Here is a 17,555-nt window from a genome sequence, read left to right on the forward strand (position 1 = left end):
GTTTTCATGTTTAAGTAGATTTAAAGTTTATTGTGTAAATAAGAATTTAGTTTATAGACCAAACATCGCCTAGAAAACCAGTGCCAGTATCATCATCGCCTCCAATGACCCATATTTTATTGTTGAATACGGTAGATGTATGCCCATAGCGTCCGGTAAATGTGGCGTGTTCTATAGCTTGATGCCAATTGGCTCCATCATTGCTATACCAAATGTCGTTTTTGTTATTGCCGTCATCGCCACCTATTACCCAAAGTTTATCGTTAAAGGCAACTGCAGTTTGGCTGTATCTAGGTGAAAACTCTGCTGAATTAACAACCTCTGTCCAGGTTATACCATCACTACTTGACCAAACGTCGTTTTTGGCGTTGCCATCACTTCCTGAAATAATCCACATTTTATTATTAAAAGTAACAGCAGAAAATGAGTGCCTTCCCGAAAACTGTGTTGATACCGTAACTTCTGTCCACGTGACACCATCGCTGCTAGACCAAACACTGTTGTTATTGCCATTGACGTCAGTTCCGCCAATGACCCAAAGCTTGTTATCAAATACTATGGTTTGATGTTTGCTACGTGCCGTAAACCCTGCACTACTTGCTTCTTCTGTCCAAGTTATACCGTCTGTAGAAGACCAGACATCGTTGGTTTCATTGGTGCCATCATAACCAGCAATAACCCAAATTTTATTATTGAATACCGTAACGGTATGTCCCCAACGCCCTGAAAAACTTTCGTTGTTATTAACTTCAGTCCACGTAACACCATCAGTAGACGACCAGACATCATTTTCGTCTTCACCATTGTGATTGTCGCCACCAATAACCCAAAGCTTGTTGTTAAACGACACCGTTTGATGAAAGCGTCTAGGGATAAATCCAGCACTACTAGTTGCTTCAACAGCAAGATTCAAACCTCGTGTAGTAAAGCTAAAAACACTAGAGCTTTCTGTACTCACTTGTCCATCTGTTGCTACAACCTTCCAGTAATAGGTGGTGTAATGGCTTAAAGGTGCTGTTATTTCAAACTGTGTTTCGGTAATATTATCTTGAACAATCGTGGTTGGTGGGTTCTGCGTATCCATATACAAACTATAGGTTACGGTATCACCATCTGGATCTGTAGATTCCAACCAATCAAAAGTTGGTAATAAATTTACATTTGAAGCATTATTGGGAATTACAGAAAGCTGGAAAGCTTGTGGAGCTTGGTTTTGTTGTGAAGACGAATTGCCATCATCACTTTTACTGCATCCTATTAATGCAAATACTGTCACTATAAATAAGTTATTGATTAATCTCATTGTTTATAATATTTATGTACTGTTATTTATTTTCTAACGATTGAAGTCTTTTTTCAATTGATTGAAGCTTATTTTCTAAATAATTGATTTTAATTTCTTGCTCTTTTATAGCCTCAATAAGCAATGGTACAATTCCCGCATAGTGCACAAAATATTCATCGTTTTTACTTATTTCAACCGCTTCAGGAAATACTTTGTAAAGTTCTTGAGCTATAACCCCAGAGGTGGTTTTGTTAAAATCAATAGTTGATTTATTATCATTTTGTTTATATTGATAGGTATAACCACTTATTCGTTTAATTTTTTTAAGTGGGTTTGAGATTTTCTTAATGTTCTTTTTTCTGTTTTCATCTGAAGCTTGAAAATATTGTCCACCAGTACCAATATATCCTACCTCTGCGTTGTTGTTATAAGGATTACCATCGTTATCTCCCCAAGCATCTTCATCTAAAATGCGTAAATACCGTTGTTGGTCTCCTGGTGCCCAGATAGTGACAAAATCAGTATTACCGAATATTCCGGAAGTTTCATTGGTTCCTTCTTGTGATGCATACATCCAAGAATCTAAATATCCTCCAAAATCCAGATTATTGTCAGATAGATGATTATACTGATAGGAAGATTTTAATATAGCTCCATTATTAGCAGCAACAGAAACCCGAATAGTACCATCTACATCAAGTTCTTCTAGAGGTGTATCATTATTAATCCCTATATGCCCATTAGAGTCTATAAACATTCGTCTATAATTGTTGGTTCTAAATGACAAGCCTTCGTTATCTATCGTTCCAATAAAAGATGTATTTTCATCTTCACCTGTATTACCTAGTGTATTCCAATATCTACCAGATCCAGGTGACTCCCAAGTGGCAATGTAGTGACCTTCTGGATCAGTACCTGTAAGTGTCATTACCGAACCTATTGCATTAGGAGGCAATGGTGTGTATTGTGGCAAAATATAGCCATCACCTGGAATTGGGTAACTCGTATTACCAATTCTAACCCTACCACTAAACCATGCAGCATAATGCCTAGAACCATTGCTTTGTGCAGGAGCTTCTCCCATTACACCAACACCATCGCCTCCATGACCACCCAAAACTAAATTATAACACCCTACGAAAGGTCCTGTACTCGATCCTGTGGAGGAGGAAACATTATACACACCATAAAAAGCGTTTGAATCTGGATGTTGAATATTGCTTACGCCTACATCAATATTACCTTGAGTTGTAAATTGATTCACAATGCCAATCCGAATAGCATTAGTGTTTGGATTAGAGAATTCATTGACCATGCCGTACTGTTCACCTACAGCACTTCCAGTAAACGTACCACTCATAATATTATGAACACCTCTTTGAAATGCATGATTCCCAACAGTAGATTCACTTGTTATGTCAATTACATTGAGTACGCCTGTTTGAAGTCGTCCGTTTGTTGTGCCCTGAATATCATTTATCACACCTGTACGGCTTCCACTGCCATCATTATCAATGAGGTTTCTTACTCCTATTTGATCACCGTTTCCTGAACCCGTTAATAAATTATCAACGCCATAACGATTGCCTGTACCAGTGCCTGACAATTTATTATATTCTCCCACCAAAGCACCAGCTCCTTGATGAAATACATCATTAAAATTCCCAATAGTTTTAGAATTTGCGTTTGTTGAACTGTTATTTAAATACGTGTTTACTCCGTAAGTTGGCCCGTTTTGAACAGAGGTATTTGTTATCAATGCATTTATTGGTTTGTCTGATCTTACTGTTAACTTTGCAAATGGATTATTAGCTCCTCCAATTGTAACATCTTCTGTGTTTCCATTAATGGGACTTAAATAAGTACCACTATCAATCCATTGCGAGTTACCTACTTGTATCCAATTGCTATTCCCATTATCCCAATAATAAAACCCTTTTGGTGGTGTACCTAATCCTGTTACAAAAACAATCATTCCATCTTGTGAATTAGTTGGTGATGCCGATGGAAATTCATCAATTTTGGGAATAAGCAACCCGTCAGTGTTTTCTGGCAAAGCTTGATTGGATGATTTAATGTCCAATACCGCATTTGGCATTGTTGTTCCTATGCCAACTTGTGCGTAAACAGAAAATGAAATAAAGAAACTTAATGTGATTATGTATTTCATTACTAAATTAATTAACATTGGAAACAAAACTAACTACAACTCTTCGTCTCAACTTTCAATTATTGGACATCATCCATCTCAAAACAGACACCCTAACTCTATTTGGACAGCAACCGACTTAAAATGGACATCGCAACACTAATATTCTGTATTTTAGTATCTTTGAGTAAGTAAAGCCACTATGAAAATTAAAAACCTACCATCAATTATTTGTTTGTTGCTGTTTCAAACCATTTGGTCACAACAACTGCTTCCAGATTCTTTAAAACTTAAATCTACTGAAGAAAAGATTGCTTTTCTACATCGTAAAGGACAAAAGCAAAACAACATAGATTCTTCAAACGTATATTTTGACAAAGCCTTAAAACTTGCCAAGACTTGTGATTGCGATTCGTTGTTAATGATGTCTCACATAAATAAGGCTTATCATTTAATCTTCAACAAAGGAAAAATTGATTTAGGATTAGAGGAAATCCAGAATTTTGACCAGTTAATAGAACAAACAAAAAACCCATATTTTAAATACAGAGTCGCTTTAATGAAAGGCTATTCTTTTAATTTAAAAGATCAAAGCGATGCTTCTTTCAATCACTATAACAAAGCTTTGGAGCATGCTGAACAGATGCAAGATTCTTTTAGGATGGGTATTGTGTATAATAATTTAGGAAACAATTTTAATTCTTATAATGATTCCAAAGCAAAATCATATTACCTAAAGGCGCTAGATCTTTATGAGCGCCATAATGCGCCAAACTCTGAAAAACAGCTTACCTATCTCAATATGGCTAGAGTGAGTAACAACTTGGATAGTATTAGATATTTTTCTGAAAGATCGTATCAGTACTTAGATACTACTAATGTTAAAAACTTGGTTCATTATAACCTTAACAAATCGGCCGCTTTCTTTAGTAAAGGTTTTTTTAAAGAAGGAAACCTAGCCGCAAAAAAAGCTTATAAGTATGCTGAAGAATCCAATTACGAAATAGCAAGAGACCAAGCATTACTTGCATTAGGTTATACTGAACTTGAATTAGGCAATACCAAACAAGCCATAAAACATTTAGAACAAGCCAAACAATCTAAAGTAATTGGTCTATTAAACAAAAAGTACACCTTTGAAACTTTGATTAATGCTTACAAAAAAAACAACCAACTAGAGCAAGCACTACAAGCCAGTCAAGAACTTTTAGCAGTAACAGATTCCGTTTATCAGCAACGAAAGACAAGTACCTTTGCCGAGTTTGATGCCAAGTTCAACCTTGCAGAAAAAGACAAGGAAATAGCACTTCAAGAGTTAGAGATCATAAAGCAAAAAAACGCACACAACAAATGGATATTTGCCAGTATTGCTGCATTGCTTGTGGGTTTATTTATAATTCTTTGGTTGGTAAACAAACAAAAACGCAAAAAAGCGCAAGTGCAAATGGCGCTAGAAAAAGAACAAGAAATCAATCAGCTACGCACCAAGTTCCTTGGAAACATAGCCCACGAAATCCGTACACCACTCACTTTAGTCTCTGGAAACTTAAATTTAGCGTTAGAAAATTTAGACAATACAACCAAAGCTAAAAAAAACCTTCAAGTGGCTTTAGACAACACTAAAAAAATAACTGATGACGCCAATGAAGTTTTAGAACTCCTCAAGTTTGAAGGACAAAAAATGACGCTTAACGAAGTCACTGTTCCCTTACGTACTTCTTTAGAACGTATCGTGTTTTCGTTTCATTCCATGGCGCAAATCAAAGCAATAGAAATAAGCTACAACTCCAACATATCCATAAATATTTTTGTGACTACCGATATTGTAAAGGTTGAGAAAATTATAAACAACCTCCTATCAAACGCCATCAAATATGCACCTTCAAACTCAAAAATTGTTATTAACGATGCATTCAACAACAACGTCCTTTCAATATCCGTGACCGATTTTGGAGAAGGCATCAAATATGATGAACAGAAAAAAATATTTGAACGCTTTTACCAATCTGATAACGCAAGTAAAGTTGGTGGCATAGGCATTGGATTAGCACTTTCAAAAGAATTTGCCGAATTTTTAAATGGTAGCCTAACCGTTGATAGCAAGCTTGGACAAGGTTGTACGTTTACATTAAAAGTTCCATTGCAAGTTTCAGAAAACATTACTGAAAATGTAACTAATAAAATACCACAAAAGCTTTCAAGTCATAATAATTCTACAACAAAAGAACACATCCTTATTGTAGAAGACAATCCACAAATGGCAACCTATCTAAAAGAGCTACTTGAAGATATATATAATTGTGATGTCGCTTTTAATGGTGAAGAAGCCTTACATTTATTAAAAACCAAAACTTATTCGTTAATCACATCAGACATTATGATGCCCAAGATTGATGGTTTTGAGCTTCGTGAAAAAATAAACACTACAGAAAAACACAAATACACACCATTTATTTTTATATCTGCAAAGACTCTAGAAGCTGATAAAATAAAAGGGTTTTCGTTAGGCATTGCTGATTACATAGTAAAACCATTCAACAAAAATGAACTAATTGCTCGCATTAAAAACCTTTTAAAAAACAAAGCGTCACGTATAAAATGGCAACTTGAAAACACTGATCAACTTTCAACAACCGAAAGCTCTGACCAAAAACTACTACGAAAGATAGAAACTTACATTATTGAAAATCTAGACAATGATGATTTCAAAATAAAAGAACTAGCAGATTATGTAGGCTACAGCCAACGCCAATTGGCTAGAATTATGAAACAATACACAGGAATGAGTCCTGTAAAATTTATTTTAGAAATTAGGTTGCAAAAGGCCTTTGCCTATCTTCAAAATAAAACCTTTTTCACACTTTCAGAAGTTCGCTATGCTGTTGGCATCAGTTCTTCAGCTTATTTCAACAAAAAATTTAGAGAGCGTTTTGGTATTGCACCTGCTGATTTAATATAAAAGTTCACTCCTTCTAAAACTGACGAAAAGTCACGTTACAACTGCTTCAAAACGACATTTTGTCGCTCAAAACGTATTGGTAAGATTATTGACTTATACGCTACAAAGAAAGGAAAAATTTAAACACATGAACTTTAATAATTATACAATAAAATCACAAGAAGCGATACAGCAAGCGCAACAGCTTGCCCAAAGCTTACAACATCAACAAATAGAAAATGAGCATATTTTTAAAGCCATTACGCTTGTTGATGAAAACGTTTTACCATTTATTTTAAAAAAGCTAAATGTAAACGTTCAGACCCTACAACAGGTTTTAGATAAACAACTAGAAAGTTTACCTAAAGTATCTGGTGGCGACATTATGCTTTCTCGCGAAGCTGGAAAAAGCCTTAACGAGGCAGCAATTATTGCTAAAAAAATGAATGACGACTATGTGTCTGTTGAGCATCTTATTCTTGCTGTGTTTAAGTCAAACAGTAAGATTGCACAAATGCTAAAAGACCAAGGTGTCACTGAAAAAGACCTTGTAAAAGCCATTGATGAGCTACGTCAAGGTGATCGAGTAACGTCTCAAAGTCAAGAAGACACTTATAACTCGTTAAACAAATACGCTAAAAACCTAAACCAATTAGCCAAAGACGGAAAATTGGATCCTGTTATTGGTCGTGATGAAGAAATACGTAGAATTCTTCAAATTTTATCACGTCGTACCAAAAACAACCCAATTCTTGTTGGTGAGCCAGGAACTGGTAAAACCGCCATTGCTGAAGGTTTAGCACATAGAATTGTAGATGGTGACATCCCTGAAAATCTAGTTGACAAACAAATATTTGCATTGGATATGGGAGCACTTATTGCTGGTGCTAAATACAAAGGAGAGTTTGAAGAGCGATTAAAAGCGGTTGTAAAAGAAGTAACTACAAGCGAAGGCGACATTGTACTTTTTATTGACGAAATTCACACACTTGTTGGTGCTGGAAAAGGCGAAGGCGCTATGGATGCTGCCAACATTTTAAAACCTGCGTTAGCACGTGGTGAGTTACGTGCTATTGGTGCTACAACGTTGGATGAATACCAAAAGTATTTTGAAAAAGACAAAGCTCTTGAAAGACGTTTTCAAAAAGTTATGGTTGATGAACCTGATACTGAAAGTGCTATTTCAATACTTCGTGGTATTAAAGAAAAGTACGAAACACATCATAAAGTGCGCATTAAAGACGAAGCGATTATTGGTGCTGTTGAATTATCAGAGCGTTATATCACCAACCGTTTTCTTCCAGATAAGGCCATTGACCTAATGGATGAAGCTGCATCTAAACTACGTATGGAAATCAATTCAAAACCTGAAGAACTAGATGTTTTAGACAGAAAAATCATGCAGTTGGAAATTGAGATTGAAGCCATAAAACGTGAGAAAGACGAAGCGAAATTAAAGTCTTTACGTTCAGATTTAGCAAACCTAAAAGAAGAACGTAACGAAATTTACGCCAAGTGGAAAAGCGAAAAAGAAGTGGTTGACAATATTCAAAATACCAAACAGGCTATTGAAAACTATAAGCTAGAAGCTGAACGTGCCGAACGCGAAGGCGACTATGGTAAAGTAGCTGAAATTCGCTACGGAAAAATTAAGGAAGCCCAAGAATCGTTAGATAAACTTCAAAAAGAACTTCAAGAGAATCAATCAGGAAACTCATTGATTAAGGAAGAAGTCACACATGATGATATTGCCGAAGTGGTTGCAAAATGGACAGGAATTCCTGTTACCAAAATGCTACAAAGCGAGCGTGAAAAACTACTAAAGCTTGAAGACGAATTACACAAGCGCGTGGTTGGACAAGAAGAAGCCATTGCTGCTGTAAGTGATGCTGTAAGACGTAGTCGTGCAGGTTTACAAAATCCGCAAAAACCTATTGGAACTTTCTTGTTTTTAGGAACTACAGGTGTTGGTAAAACCGAATTGGCTAAAGCATTAGCTGAATATCTGTTTGACGATGAAAATGCAATGACGCGTATAGATATGAGCGAATACCAAGAGCGTCACGCAGTAAGCAGATTGGTTGGTGCGCCTCCAGGATATGTAGGTTATGACGAAGGTGGACAATTGACCGAAGCCGTAAGACGCAAACCGTATTCAGTAGTATTATTAGATGAAATTGAAAAAGCGCATCCAGACACCTTCAACATCTTGTTACAAGTACTTGACGAAGGACATCTAACAGACAACAAAGGACGTTTGGCAGATTTTAAAAACACGATAATCATTATGACTTCAAATATGGGAAGTCATGTGATACAAGAGCGTTTTGAAGCTACAAAAGATATTGATGCTGCTATGGAAGCTGCAAAAGTAGATGTGTTAGCCTTATTAAAACAATCAGTAAGACCAGAGTTTTTAAACCGTATTGATGACACTATTATGTTTACGCCTTTAAGTAAGGAAAACATTACAGCGATTGTTGGTTTACAACTAAAAGGCATTACTAAAATGATTGCAAAACAAGGCATCACTTTTGACGCAACACCTGAAGCTGTTGAGTATTTAGCTGAAAAAGGTTATAATCCAGAATATGGTGCACGACCTGTAAAACGCGTGATACAAAAAGAAGTATTAAACGAGTTAAGTAAAGAAATACTATCTGGAAAAGTATCTACAGACAGTATTATTTTACTAGATGCTTTTGATGATAAATTAGTATTTAGAAATCAAGGCGATTTAGTATCAGAAGAGTATTAAAAACTTGTTAAAGTTATAATAAAGAAACGAAGTATTCGTTTTCATAATAGTTGGTTAGTTAATTGAAAAGCAACGCACATCTTATACACATAAGACTAGCGTTGCTTTTTTTTGCACATAATTCTTACTCGTATTTTAAAATTCACTATCTTTAAATATCTCCAAATCAATTTTTTATGGGAATGTTTCATTATTATGATATCGGCCATGCCGAAGTCTTTGTTTTTGACAACTTCTTAATCAAGCAGGTTAAAGAAGGTGAAATTTTTGATTTAGAAGAGACCAACTATTTAAAACTCATTTTAGAGCAGCATTTTAACGGTTGTAAAATTGCTTACATTTCTAATAGAGTTACTTCCTTTTCTGTAGACCCTTTAGTTTATAAGGAAATTGAAAAAATATCTAACTTGGTAGCTATAGCAGTTATCCCGAACAACGAGAAAATGCTTAAAAATGTCAAAATATGAAAGTAAATTCTATAATAAGCCCTTTGCTATTTTTGATAACTTAAGCAATACTATTCAGTGGACACAAAAGATTATTTCAGAAAACAGCAAGAAAGAAAAATTACATATACACCTAACAAACAAACACTTACAAACAAAATATTTTTTCAGCCAACTTCAAAACAATAATAAAAATGTAAAAACGCTTTTTAATAGAAAAAACAAGCGCATGTCGTTTATCTAAAAGTTCGTTAAAAATTTAAATAAATCAACCGTTAATCGTATTTTTACAACATCTTAACCTACAAATTACACAAAATGTCCATAAATCAGCATATTGATCATACACTCCTAAATGCAGCTGCAACAAAAAAAGATATAAAAGTATTATGCGACGAAGCCAAGGAATATCGTCTACATGCCGTATGCGTAAATAGCTACTATGTGCCTTTGTCTAAACATTTTTTAACCATGACCAACATAAAAGTATGTGCTACTGTTGGTTTTCCTTTAGGTGCTATGAGCACTAAAGCCAAAGTCTGTGAAGCTAAAAAAGCCGTTGAAGATGGTGCTAACGAAATTGATATGGTTATTAATGTTGGAATGCTAAAAAGTAAAAACTATGTAGCTGTATACAAAGACATCTGCGATGTTAAATTAGCTATAGGTAGCACGCCTCTTAAAGTAATTTTAGAAATCAGTGAATTATCTAAAAATGAAATAATTAAAGCTTGTCAAATTTGTATCGACGCTAAAGCAGATTATATAAAAACTTCTACTGGATTCTCAAAAAGTGGCGCGACACTTACAGCCATTAAGATGATAAAGAAAACGGTAAAAGATAAAGTAAAAATTAAAGCCTCTGGCGGTATAAAAGATTACGAAACTGCTTTGAAATATATAGAGGTTGGCGCTGATAGAATAGGCACTTCGTCTGGTGCTCAAATAGCATCAGAGTCCTTACTAATCGAGGCCAGCTAAAACTATTTCTCATAAAATATTATCAGAAAAGCAATTATATATGCGACATAAGCTATATAATTGCTTTTTTATTTAATATATCTGCCTTTAAAAAATCATATCCTTTTAAAATTATAATTTCCCCTTAAATTATTTACCTTTGGCATTCATGCAAAAACAAATAAACATACAGAACAAAAAAGCTAAATTTCAGTACGAAATTTTAGATAAGTATACCGCAGGTATTGTTTTAACTGGAACCGAAATTAAATCTATTCGTAACAGTAAAGCATCAATAGCTGAAAGTTTTTGTGAGTTTAACGAGCAAGGCGAATTGTTTGTTATAAACATGACTATTGAAGAATACTTGTACGGCACATATTACAATCACAAACCTAAAGCCGAACGTAAGTTATTACTCAACAAACGAGAGTTAAAAAAACTTGAGAAAGAAGTCAAAAACACCGGACTAACCATTGTTCCTTTACGCTTATTTATAAATGAAAAAGGACTTGCAAAACTTGTTATTGCCCTAGCAAGAGGTAAAAAACTTTACGATAAAAGGGAAACAATAAAAGACAGAGAAAATAAAGTTAGGCTAGATAGAATTAAGAAAAGCTTTTAATAATTTTATGACATCTCTAACAATTCGTAATTGATATTATAGCTATGTTTGAAACATACTGCTAATAATCAATTTATGAAAAAACTATTACTACTCGCTTTTATAGTATTAATCAACACTACGCTATTTTCTCAAGTTACAGGAAGTGTAACATCTACACAAGGAGAGCCTCTTACATTTGTAAATATTTATATTGAAAACACTTACACAGGCACTACTAGTAACGATAATGGTATTTACGAATTAAATATATCAGAAAAAGGAACTTATACAATAGTTTTTAAATTTATAGGCTACAAAACTCTAAAAAAAACAGTCTCTATAAATTCATTTCCTTTTACGCTAGATGCAACGCTTGAAAACGAAGACATTTCGCTTACTGAAGTAGTCATTAATTCTGACGAAAACCCAGCTAATAAAATAATACGCAATGCAATAGCTCACAGAAAGAAAAACCTAGAAAACACAAAAACTTACACATCAGATTTTTATTCAAGAGGCTTTATAAAAATTGAAAATGTTCCCGAAAAAATACTTGGTCAAGAAATTGGCGATTTAGATGGTAATTTAGACTCTACACGTAGCGGAATGATCTATCTATCTGAAACAATTTCAAAACTTACATTCCAATATCCAGATAAATTAAAAGAGCACATTATAGCCTCTAAAGTGAGTGGTAATGATAACGGTTTTAGCTTTAATAGCGCTAGTAGCGTTGATTTTAACATCTACAACCCAACTGTAGAAATTGGCAATCAAATTGTATCGCCCATAGCTAGCAACGCTTTTAATTACTACCGCTATAAACTAGAAGGAGTTTTTTATGATGACCAAGGACACTTAATCAATCAAATAACAGTAATTCCAAGGCGAGAAAATGATCGAGTATTCTCTGGAACCATTTACATTGTTGAAGATCAATGGGCACTTTATGGATTAGAATTGAGTGTTACAGGAGAACAAGCTCAAATTCCCGCTGCAAAAACCATTACCATAAAGCAAACCTTTTCTTACTCTGATATTGATAAACTTTGGGCTTTAATTTCTAACAATATTGACTTTTCATATGGTATGTTTGGAATAACTGGAAATGGCCGCTTTACCGCTGTTTATAGTAATTATAATTTTCATCCGGAGTTTACCAAAAAAACATTTACAAGGGAGATTTTATCATTTGAAAAAGAAGCTAATAAAAAAGATTCTTTATTCTGGAACAACAAACGCCCAGTTCCTTTAACTGCTGAAGAAGCGACTGACTATGTAAAAAAAGACAGTATACAAACAATAAGGAAATCTGAAACATACCTAGATTCCATTGACGCAGAACGTAATAAATTCAAGTTAACCAACGTCCTTTTTGGCTATAATTATCAAAACTCTTATAAAAACTGGAATATAGGATATTCAAATCCGTTAGAAAACTTGAGCTTTAATACCGTACAAGGCTTTAATAGTGATATAAACCTATACTTTAACAAAAGTTACGATGATTACACCAAACGCTTTAGTGCTAATGCTAAAATAAACTATGGTTTTAGTGATGAAAGATTACGAGCATCAGGAGCAATATCTTATAAGTTTAACAACACAAACAGACGGTTTGCAAAACTTTCGGGTGGTGTTTCTGTAGAACAATTTAACGGTAGCAATCCTATTTCAAAACTCATAAACACGGCATATTCACTACTAGCTGAAGAAAATTACATGAAGCTATATGAAAAGCAATTCATAAGAGCAGACTACTCTCAAGAGCTATTTAATGGTCTTTATTTAGGTTCTGCCATTGCTTATGAAGCTAGAAAACCACTTTTTAATACCACAGATCAAGCATGGTTTCCTCAAGCTGACAAAGTATACTCAAGTAATAATCCATTAGACGAAACAGCCTATACAAATGCGCCTTTTGTATCTCATAACATTATGAAACTCGGCATTAATGCGTTTATTAATTTCGGACAAAAATACATGAGTTACCCTGACGGAAAGTTTAATGTGTCATCAGACAAATACCCAAGCCTGTTAATTGGTTATGAAAAAGGGTTTGGGGCAACAATATCAAACTATAATTTTGATGAAATCAAAGCACGAATATACCAAGGGTTTGATGTAGGAAACAAAGGATATTTTCAATATAACCTTAAAGGAGGAACCTTTATAAATGCTGATAATATTGCTTTTATAGATTATAAACACTTTAACGGTAATCAAACACAAATTGGCTCTGGTAGCAGCTATATAAATGTTTTTAACAACTTACCATATTACAGCATGAGCACTAATAAATCTTATGCTGAACTTCATATTGAACATGATTTTAAAGGCTTTATTTTAGGAAAAATCCCTCTTTTAAATAAGCTTAACTTTAACTTGGTAACTGGAGCTCACGCTCTTTCTGTAGATGGAAAAAATCCTTATCAAGAATTCTCTATTGGTTTAGACAATTTAGGTTGGGGCAATTTTAGATTTTTAAGATTAGATTATGTTCGATCATATCAAAGCGGTTTTCAAAGTGATGCTATTATTTTTGGCATAAAACTTCTTAATTAGTTATTTTTGATAAAAAACTAACGCATGAGAAAAACATTATATATACTTTTTATTTTAATAAGCAGTACACAATCATTTTGGGCGCAAGACACCGAAACAGATATTGAAGAAATAGATTACTCTAAAAATGTAGAAAGTATTGATGCTATTGTCACATCTTTATACAATGTAATTTCAGGAGACAGAGGTTTTGAGAGAGATTGGAGTCTATTTCAACACCTTTTTAAAGAAGATGCTAAGCTTATTCCTGCCGGAAAAAAACCTAAAGACACCTTACTTCACGTGCGCTATATGTCGCCAAGAGATTATGTAAGTACTTCTGGAACCTGGCTTGAAGAAAACGGATTTCACGAAAGAGAAATTCATAGAGTTACTAACACATTTGGAAATATAGCTCAAGTTTTCAGTACTTACGAAGCTTATAAAAACAAAGAAGATGATACGCCTTTTATGAGAGGCATTAACAGTATTCAACTTTTAAATGATGGGTATCGTTGGTGGATAATAAATGTATACTGGACTCAAGAAACTGAAAACAATCCTATTCCACAGGCGTATTTACCACCAAAAGAGTAATTATGTTTTATGATGACAGACCTAAAATAGAGATAGAAAAAAGTGTGCAAGATAAACTATTGCAAATCACACCCTTTATACTTTTAGGTATTGGTTTGGTTTACACATTAATCAACTACAACTCGTTACCAGCCCAAGTACCTGTCCATTTTAATTTTTCTGGAGAAGTCACAAATTATGCTGAAAAAAATTCTATTTGGTTTTTAACCATATTAGGGTTTGTACTAACTTTTGGAATGTATAAACTAATGCAATACCCGCATCAATTTAATTATCCTGTAAAAATCACACCAGAAAATGCCGAAAAGCAATATAAATCGGCTATAAAAATGATGACTTATATGAATATTGGTGTTGCATCATTATTCTTAATAATTAATTATGAGATTGTCCGCGTATCTATAAACAGTGAAAGTGGTTTTAGCCTAATATCGCACTATGTATTAAACGGTATTCTTCTAGCAATGGTGGTTGTTCCAATAATACAAGTTGTACTTACAATAAGAAAACAAAAAAATTAGTTTTTATCCTCTAATAAGGGTACAAATCTAAATTCTCCAAACTCATGCTTTTCAAAATCTTTTGGTCCTTTTCTAATAAAAAGTGTCATTGTTTGTACATTTTCTCCAACAGGAATTACAAGCCTTCCTCCTATTTCTAACTGTGCTAATAAAGCTTTAGGCACAAATGGAGCTCCTGCAGTTACAATAATACCTTTAAAAGGCGCTTCTTCTTTCAGCCCAATGTAGCCATCTCCAAAAATGAGTTTCTTTGGCCTGTAACCTAGTTTAGGAAGAAACTTACTTGTTTTTTTAAAGAGCTCATGCTGACGCTCAATACTATAAACTTTAGCACCAAGCTCACATAATACCGCAGTTTGATAACCACTACCTGTTCCTATTTCTAGAATTTTGTCTCCAGGTGTAATTTGTAGTAATTCAGACTGAAAAGCTACTGTATATGGTTGCGAAATAGTTTGATCAGCAGCAATAGGAAATGCTTTATCTTGATATGCATGATCTAAAAAACTAGAGTCCATAAACAAATGTCTAGGAATGTTTCCTATCGTCTTTAAAACATTATCATCTGTAATGCCCTTTGCTTTAACAACTTCAACAAGCTTTTGCCTTAATCCGCGGTGTTTAAACGTATCTTTCAATGTTAGTCAGGTTTTCAGAGCTAAAATAATTCAAAGATTCTGAAGCTAAAAATTAATCTTTCAACAATTATCATTCCTTTATAATTTACAACATTTTATTAATAATTTCACACTAATAAATAGCGAAAAATCTTATTTTTGTTGAAAACGTAAATAACATGCTAAAAGCTGGAGTTCTTGGTGCTGGGCATCTTGGAAAAATTCATTTAAGATTACTTAATCAATCTGAAAAATATGAGCTTGTCGGATTTTATGATGCTGATGAAGCTAATGCTAAAAAGGTAGAAGCCGAGTTTGGCTTTAAATACTTTAACTCAATTGAGGCATTGATTGATGCTGTTGATATGGTAGATATTGTAACACCTACATTATCGCATTATGATTGTGCTAAACAAGCCATTGCAAAAGGAAAACATATTTTTATTGAAAAGCCTATCACAAACACTGTTGAAGAAGCAGAACATATTAGAGAACTACTAGCCGAACATAACATACGCGGTCAAGTTGGTCATGTAGAACGCTTTAATCCTGCGTTTACAGCTGTGAAAGACAAAATTGAAAACCCTATGTTTATAGAAACACATAGGCTAGCCGAGTTCAACCCTAGAGGTACTGATGTTCCTGTGGTTTTAGATTTAATGATTCATGATATTGATATCATATTAAGCGTTGTGAAATCTAAAGTAAAACACGTTTCAGCTAGTGGCGTTTCTGTAATCAGTGACACACCTGATATTGCTAACGCACGAATTGAATTTGAAAATGGTTGCGTAGCAAACCTTACAGCCAGTAGAATATCATTAAAGAACATGCGAAAAACACGTTTTTTTCAACGTGATGCATACATCTCTGTAGACTTTTTAGAGAAAAAATGTGAAGTTGTAAAAATGAAAGACGCACCAGAAACACCTGGAGATTTTGATATGATTCTTCAGAATGCTGAAGGCGTAAAAAAACAAATCTATTTTGATAATCCAGATGTAGCAGGAAATAACGCTATTCTAGACGAGCTAGAAACTTTTGCTGACGCTATTAACAGCAACACAAAACCAATCGTAACACTACATGATGGTACAGAAGCTTTACGTGTTGCTACAATGATTATCAATCAATTCTAAAAATTAATATTATTAACAATTTTCTTATTTTAAGAAATAAAAAACATAAAAATTAACATGAAAAATGTTGCAGTAATTGGAGCTGGTACAATGGGAAATGGTATTGCTCATACCTTTGCCCAGAGTGGATTTCAAGTACAATTAATAGATATAAGTGAAGCTTCTTTAAAAAGAGGTATGGATACCATTGCTAAAAATTTAGACAGAATGGTTGCCAAAGAAAAAATTACTGAAGCTGACAAGCAAACTACTTTAAGTAATATAACCACTCATACAAAACTAGAAGATGGTGTTAAAAATGTTAGTTTAGTAGTAGAAGCAGCAACTGAAAATATCGATTTAAAACTGAATATTTTTAAGCAATTGGATGAAGTTTGCTCTGACGAAACAATTTTAGCAACAAATACATCATCAATTTCTATAACACAAATTGCAGCTGTAACTTCAAGACCAGAAAAAGTAATTGGAATGCATTTTATGAATCCTGTGCCAATTATGAAACTGGTAGAAATAATTAGAGGTTATAATACTACTGATGCAGTAACGAGTACTATTATGGAACTTTCTAAAACACTTGGAAAAATTCCTGTAGAAGTAAATGATTACCCTGGTTTTGTAGCAAACCGTATCTTAATGCCTATGATAAACGAGTCTATAGAAACATTATACAATGGTGTTGCCGGTGTACAAGAAATAGACACGGTAATGAAACTAGGTATGGCTCACCCTATGGGACCATTACAATTAGCAGATTTTATTGGTTTAGATGTTTGCTTATCAATATTAAACGTCATGTATGATGGCTTTAAAAACCCTAAATATGCACCTTGTCCACTATTGGTAAATATGGTAAGGGCTGGAAAACTAGGTGTAAAATCAGGTGAAGGTTTTTATGATTATTCTGAAAGCAGAAAAGCAGAAAAAGTTTCTAAACAATTCTCAAACTAATAATTTTAAAAAACAGATTCACTGTTTTTTAAAGTAACAAAAAAAG

General features: G+C 33.9%; 15 protein-coding genes. 12 read left to right on the top strand and 3 right to left on the bottom strand.

The window, feature by feature from the left end; translation table 11 throughout:
• Positions 1-46: 46 nt before the first annotated feature.
• Positions 47-1,303, bottom strand: a complete 1,257-nt coding sequence (locus tag ACN5J3_RS11695) for a hypothetical protein (RefSeq protein ID WP_417197825.1) — start codon at positions 1,301-1,303, stop codon at positions 47-49.
• A 22-nt stretch (positions 1,304-1,325) separates the two neighbouring features.
• A complete protein-coding gene (locus ACN5J3_RS11700; RefSeq protein ID WP_417197827.1) occupies positions 1,326-3,455 on the bottom strand; it encodes a tail fiber domain-containing protein in 2,130 nt (709 codons plus the stop codon).
• On the opposite strand from ACN5J3_RS11700, the gene ACN5J3_RS11705 reads away from it, so the two are divergent.
• The 10 genes from ACN5J3_RS11705 (at position 3,445) to ACN5J3_RS11750 (ending at position 14,805) form a co-directional block, all read left to right on the top strand.
• Complete coding sequence (locus tag ACN5J3_RS11705; RefSeq protein ID WP_417197829.1) at positions 3,445-3,597, top strand: hypothetical protein; 153 nt, start codon at positions 3,445-3,447, stop codon at positions 3,595-3,597. The two genes, ACN5J3_RS11700 and ACN5J3_RS11705, sit on opposite strands and share 11 nt — an antisense overlap.
• 39 nt (positions 3,598-3,636) lie before the next feature.
• Positions 3,637-6,393 (top strand): response regulator, encoded by a 2,757-nt coding sequence (locus ACN5J3_RS11710; protein ID WP_417197831.1) that lies wholly within the window; start codon positions 3,637-3,639, stop codon positions 6,391-6,393.
• A 127-nt stretch (positions 6,394-6,520) separates the two neighbouring features.
• On the top strand, positions 6,521-9,130 hold the full coding sequence (gene clpB, locus ACN5J3_RS11715; RefSeq protein ID WP_418511861.1) for an ATP-dependent chaperone ClpB: 2,610 nt from the start codon (positions 6,521-6,523) through the stop codon (positions 9,128-9,130).
• Positions 9,131-9,306: 176 nt separating this feature from the next.
• The gene (locus ACN5J3_RS11720; protein WP_418511862.1) at positions 9,307-9,597 is read left to right on the top strand and encodes a hypothetical protein; all 291 of its coding nucleotides are present in this window, start codon (positions 9,307-9,309) and stop codon (positions 9,595-9,597) included.
• The gene (locus ACN5J3_RS11725) at positions 9,584-9,820 is read left to right on the top strand and encodes a hypothetical protein (RefSeq protein WP_418511863.1); all 237 of its coding nucleotides are present in this window, start codon (positions 9,584-9,586) and stop codon (positions 9,818-9,820) included. Before ACN5J3_RS11720 ends, ACN5J3_RS11725 begins: the two co-directional genes overlap by 14 nt.
• Before the next feature lie 74 nt (positions 9,821-9,894).
• Complete coding sequence (gene deoC, locus ACN5J3_RS11730; RefSeq protein WP_418511864.1) at positions 9,895-10,557, top strand: deoxyribose-phosphate aldolase; 663 nt, start codon at positions 9,895-9,897, stop codon at positions 10,555-10,557.
• A gap of 148 nt (positions 10,558-10,705) precedes the next feature.
• Positions 10,706-11,161, top strand: a complete 456-nt coding sequence (smpB, locus tag ACN5J3_RS11735; RefSeq protein WP_418511865.1) for an SsrA-binding protein SmpB — start codon at positions 10,706-10,708, stop codon at positions 11,159-11,161.
• A 75-nt stretch (positions 11,162-11,236) separates the two neighbouring features.
• Entirely contained in the window at positions 11,237-13,708 is a 2,472-nt protein-coding gene (locus tag ACN5J3_RS11740) for a DUF5686 and carboxypeptidase regulatory-like domain-containing protein (RefSeq protein WP_418511866.1), read from the top strand.
• A gap of 24 nt (positions 13,709-13,732) precedes the next feature.
• Positions 13,733-14,284, top strand: a complete 552-nt coding sequence (locus ACN5J3_RS11745; RefSeq protein WP_418511867.1) for a hypothetical protein — start codon at positions 13,733-13,735, stop codon at positions 14,282-14,284.
• A 2-nt stretch (positions 14,285-14,286) separates the two neighbouring features.
• Positions 14,287-14,805 (top strand): DUF1648 domain-containing protein, encoded by a 519-nt coding sequence (locus ACN5J3_RS11750; protein ID WP_417291423.1) that lies wholly within the window; start codon positions 14,287-14,289, stop codon positions 14,803-14,805.
• On the opposite strand, the gene ACN5J3_RS11755 is transcribed toward ACN5J3_RS11750, so the two are convergent.
• Positions 14,802-15,443, bottom strand: coding sequence for a protein-L-isoaspartate(D-aspartate) O-methyltransferase (locus ACN5J3_RS11755; protein WP_344730987.1), 642 nt, complete (start codon positions 15,441-15,443; stop codon positions 14,802-14,804). The two genes, ACN5J3_RS11750 and ACN5J3_RS11755, sit on opposite strands and share 4 nt — an antisense overlap.
• A 158-nt stretch (positions 15,444-15,601) precedes the next feature.
• On the opposite strand from ACN5J3_RS11755, the gene ACN5J3_RS11760 reads away from it, so the two are divergent.
• A complete protein-coding gene (locus ACN5J3_RS11760; protein ID WP_418511868.1) occupies positions 15,602-16,561 on the top strand; it encodes a Gfo/Idh/MocA family protein in 960 nt (319 codons plus the stop codon).
• 57 nt (positions 16,562-16,618) lie between these two features.
• A complete protein-coding gene (locus ACN5J3_RS11765; RefSeq protein WP_417291425.1) occupies positions 16,619-17,509 on the top strand; it encodes a 3-hydroxyacyl-CoA dehydrogenase family protein in 891 nt (296 codons plus the stop codon).
• Positions 17,510-17,555 lie beyond the last annotated feature (46 nt).

This window comes from Corallibacter sp., assembly GCF_048381695.1.
Lineage (GTDB): Bacteria > Bacteroidota > Bacteroidia > Flavobacteriales > Flavobacteriaceae > Corallibacter > Corallibacter vietnamensis.

Coding starts and splice junctions, on each gene's coding strand:
- ACN5J3_RS11760 (WP_418511868.1), top strand. CDS start 15,602: ATGCTAAAAGCTGGAGTTCTTGGTGCTGGGCATCTTGGAAAAATTCAT.
- ACN5J3_RS11725 (WP_418511863.1), top strand. CDS start 9,584: ATGTCAAAATATGAAAGTAAATTCTATAATAAGCCCTTTGCTATTTTT.
- ACN5J3_RS11740 (WP_418511866.1), top strand. CDS start 11,237: ATGAAAAAACTATTACTACTCGCTTTTATAGTATTAATCAACACTACG.
- ACN5J3_RS11710 (WP_417197831.1), top strand. CDS start 3,637: ATGAAAATTAAAAACCTACCATCAATTATTTGTTTGTTGCTGTTTCAA.
- smpB (WP_418511865.1), top strand. CDS start 10,706: ATGCAAAAACAAATAAACATACAGAACAAAAAAGCTAAATTTCAGTAC.
- ACN5J3_RS11700 (WP_417197827.1), bottom strand. CDS start 3,455: ATGAAATACATAATCACATTAAGTTTCTTTATTTCATTTTCTGTTTAC.
- ACN5J3_RS11695 (WP_417197825.1), bottom strand. CDS start 1,303: ATGAGATTAATCAATAACTTATTTATAGTGACAGTATTTGCATTAATA.
- clpB (WP_418511861.1), top strand. CDS start 6,521: ATGAACTTTAATAATTATACAATAAAATCACAAGAAGCGATACAGCAA.
- ACN5J3_RS11720 (WP_418511862.1), top strand. CDS start 9,307: ATGGGAATGTTTCATTATTATGATATCGGCCATGCCGAAGTCTTTGTT.
- ACN5J3_RS11750 (WP_417291423.1), top strand. CDS start 14,287: ATGTTTTATGATGACAGACCTAAAATAGAGATAGAAAAAAGTGTGCAA.
- ACN5J3_RS11705 (WP_417197829.1), top strand. CDS start 3,445: ATGTATTTCATTACTAAATTAATTAACATTGGAAACAAAACTAACTAC.
- ACN5J3_RS11745 (WP_418511867.1), top strand. CDS start 13,733: ATGAGAAAAACATTATATATACTTTTTATTTTAATAAGCAGTACACAA.
- deoC (WP_418511864.1), top strand. CDS start 9,895: ATGTCCATAAATCAGCATATTGATCATACACTCCTAAATGCAGCTGCA.
- ACN5J3_RS11765 (WP_417291425.1), top strand. CDS start 16,619: ATGAAAAATGTTGCAGTAATTGGAGCTGGTACAATGGGAAATGGTATT.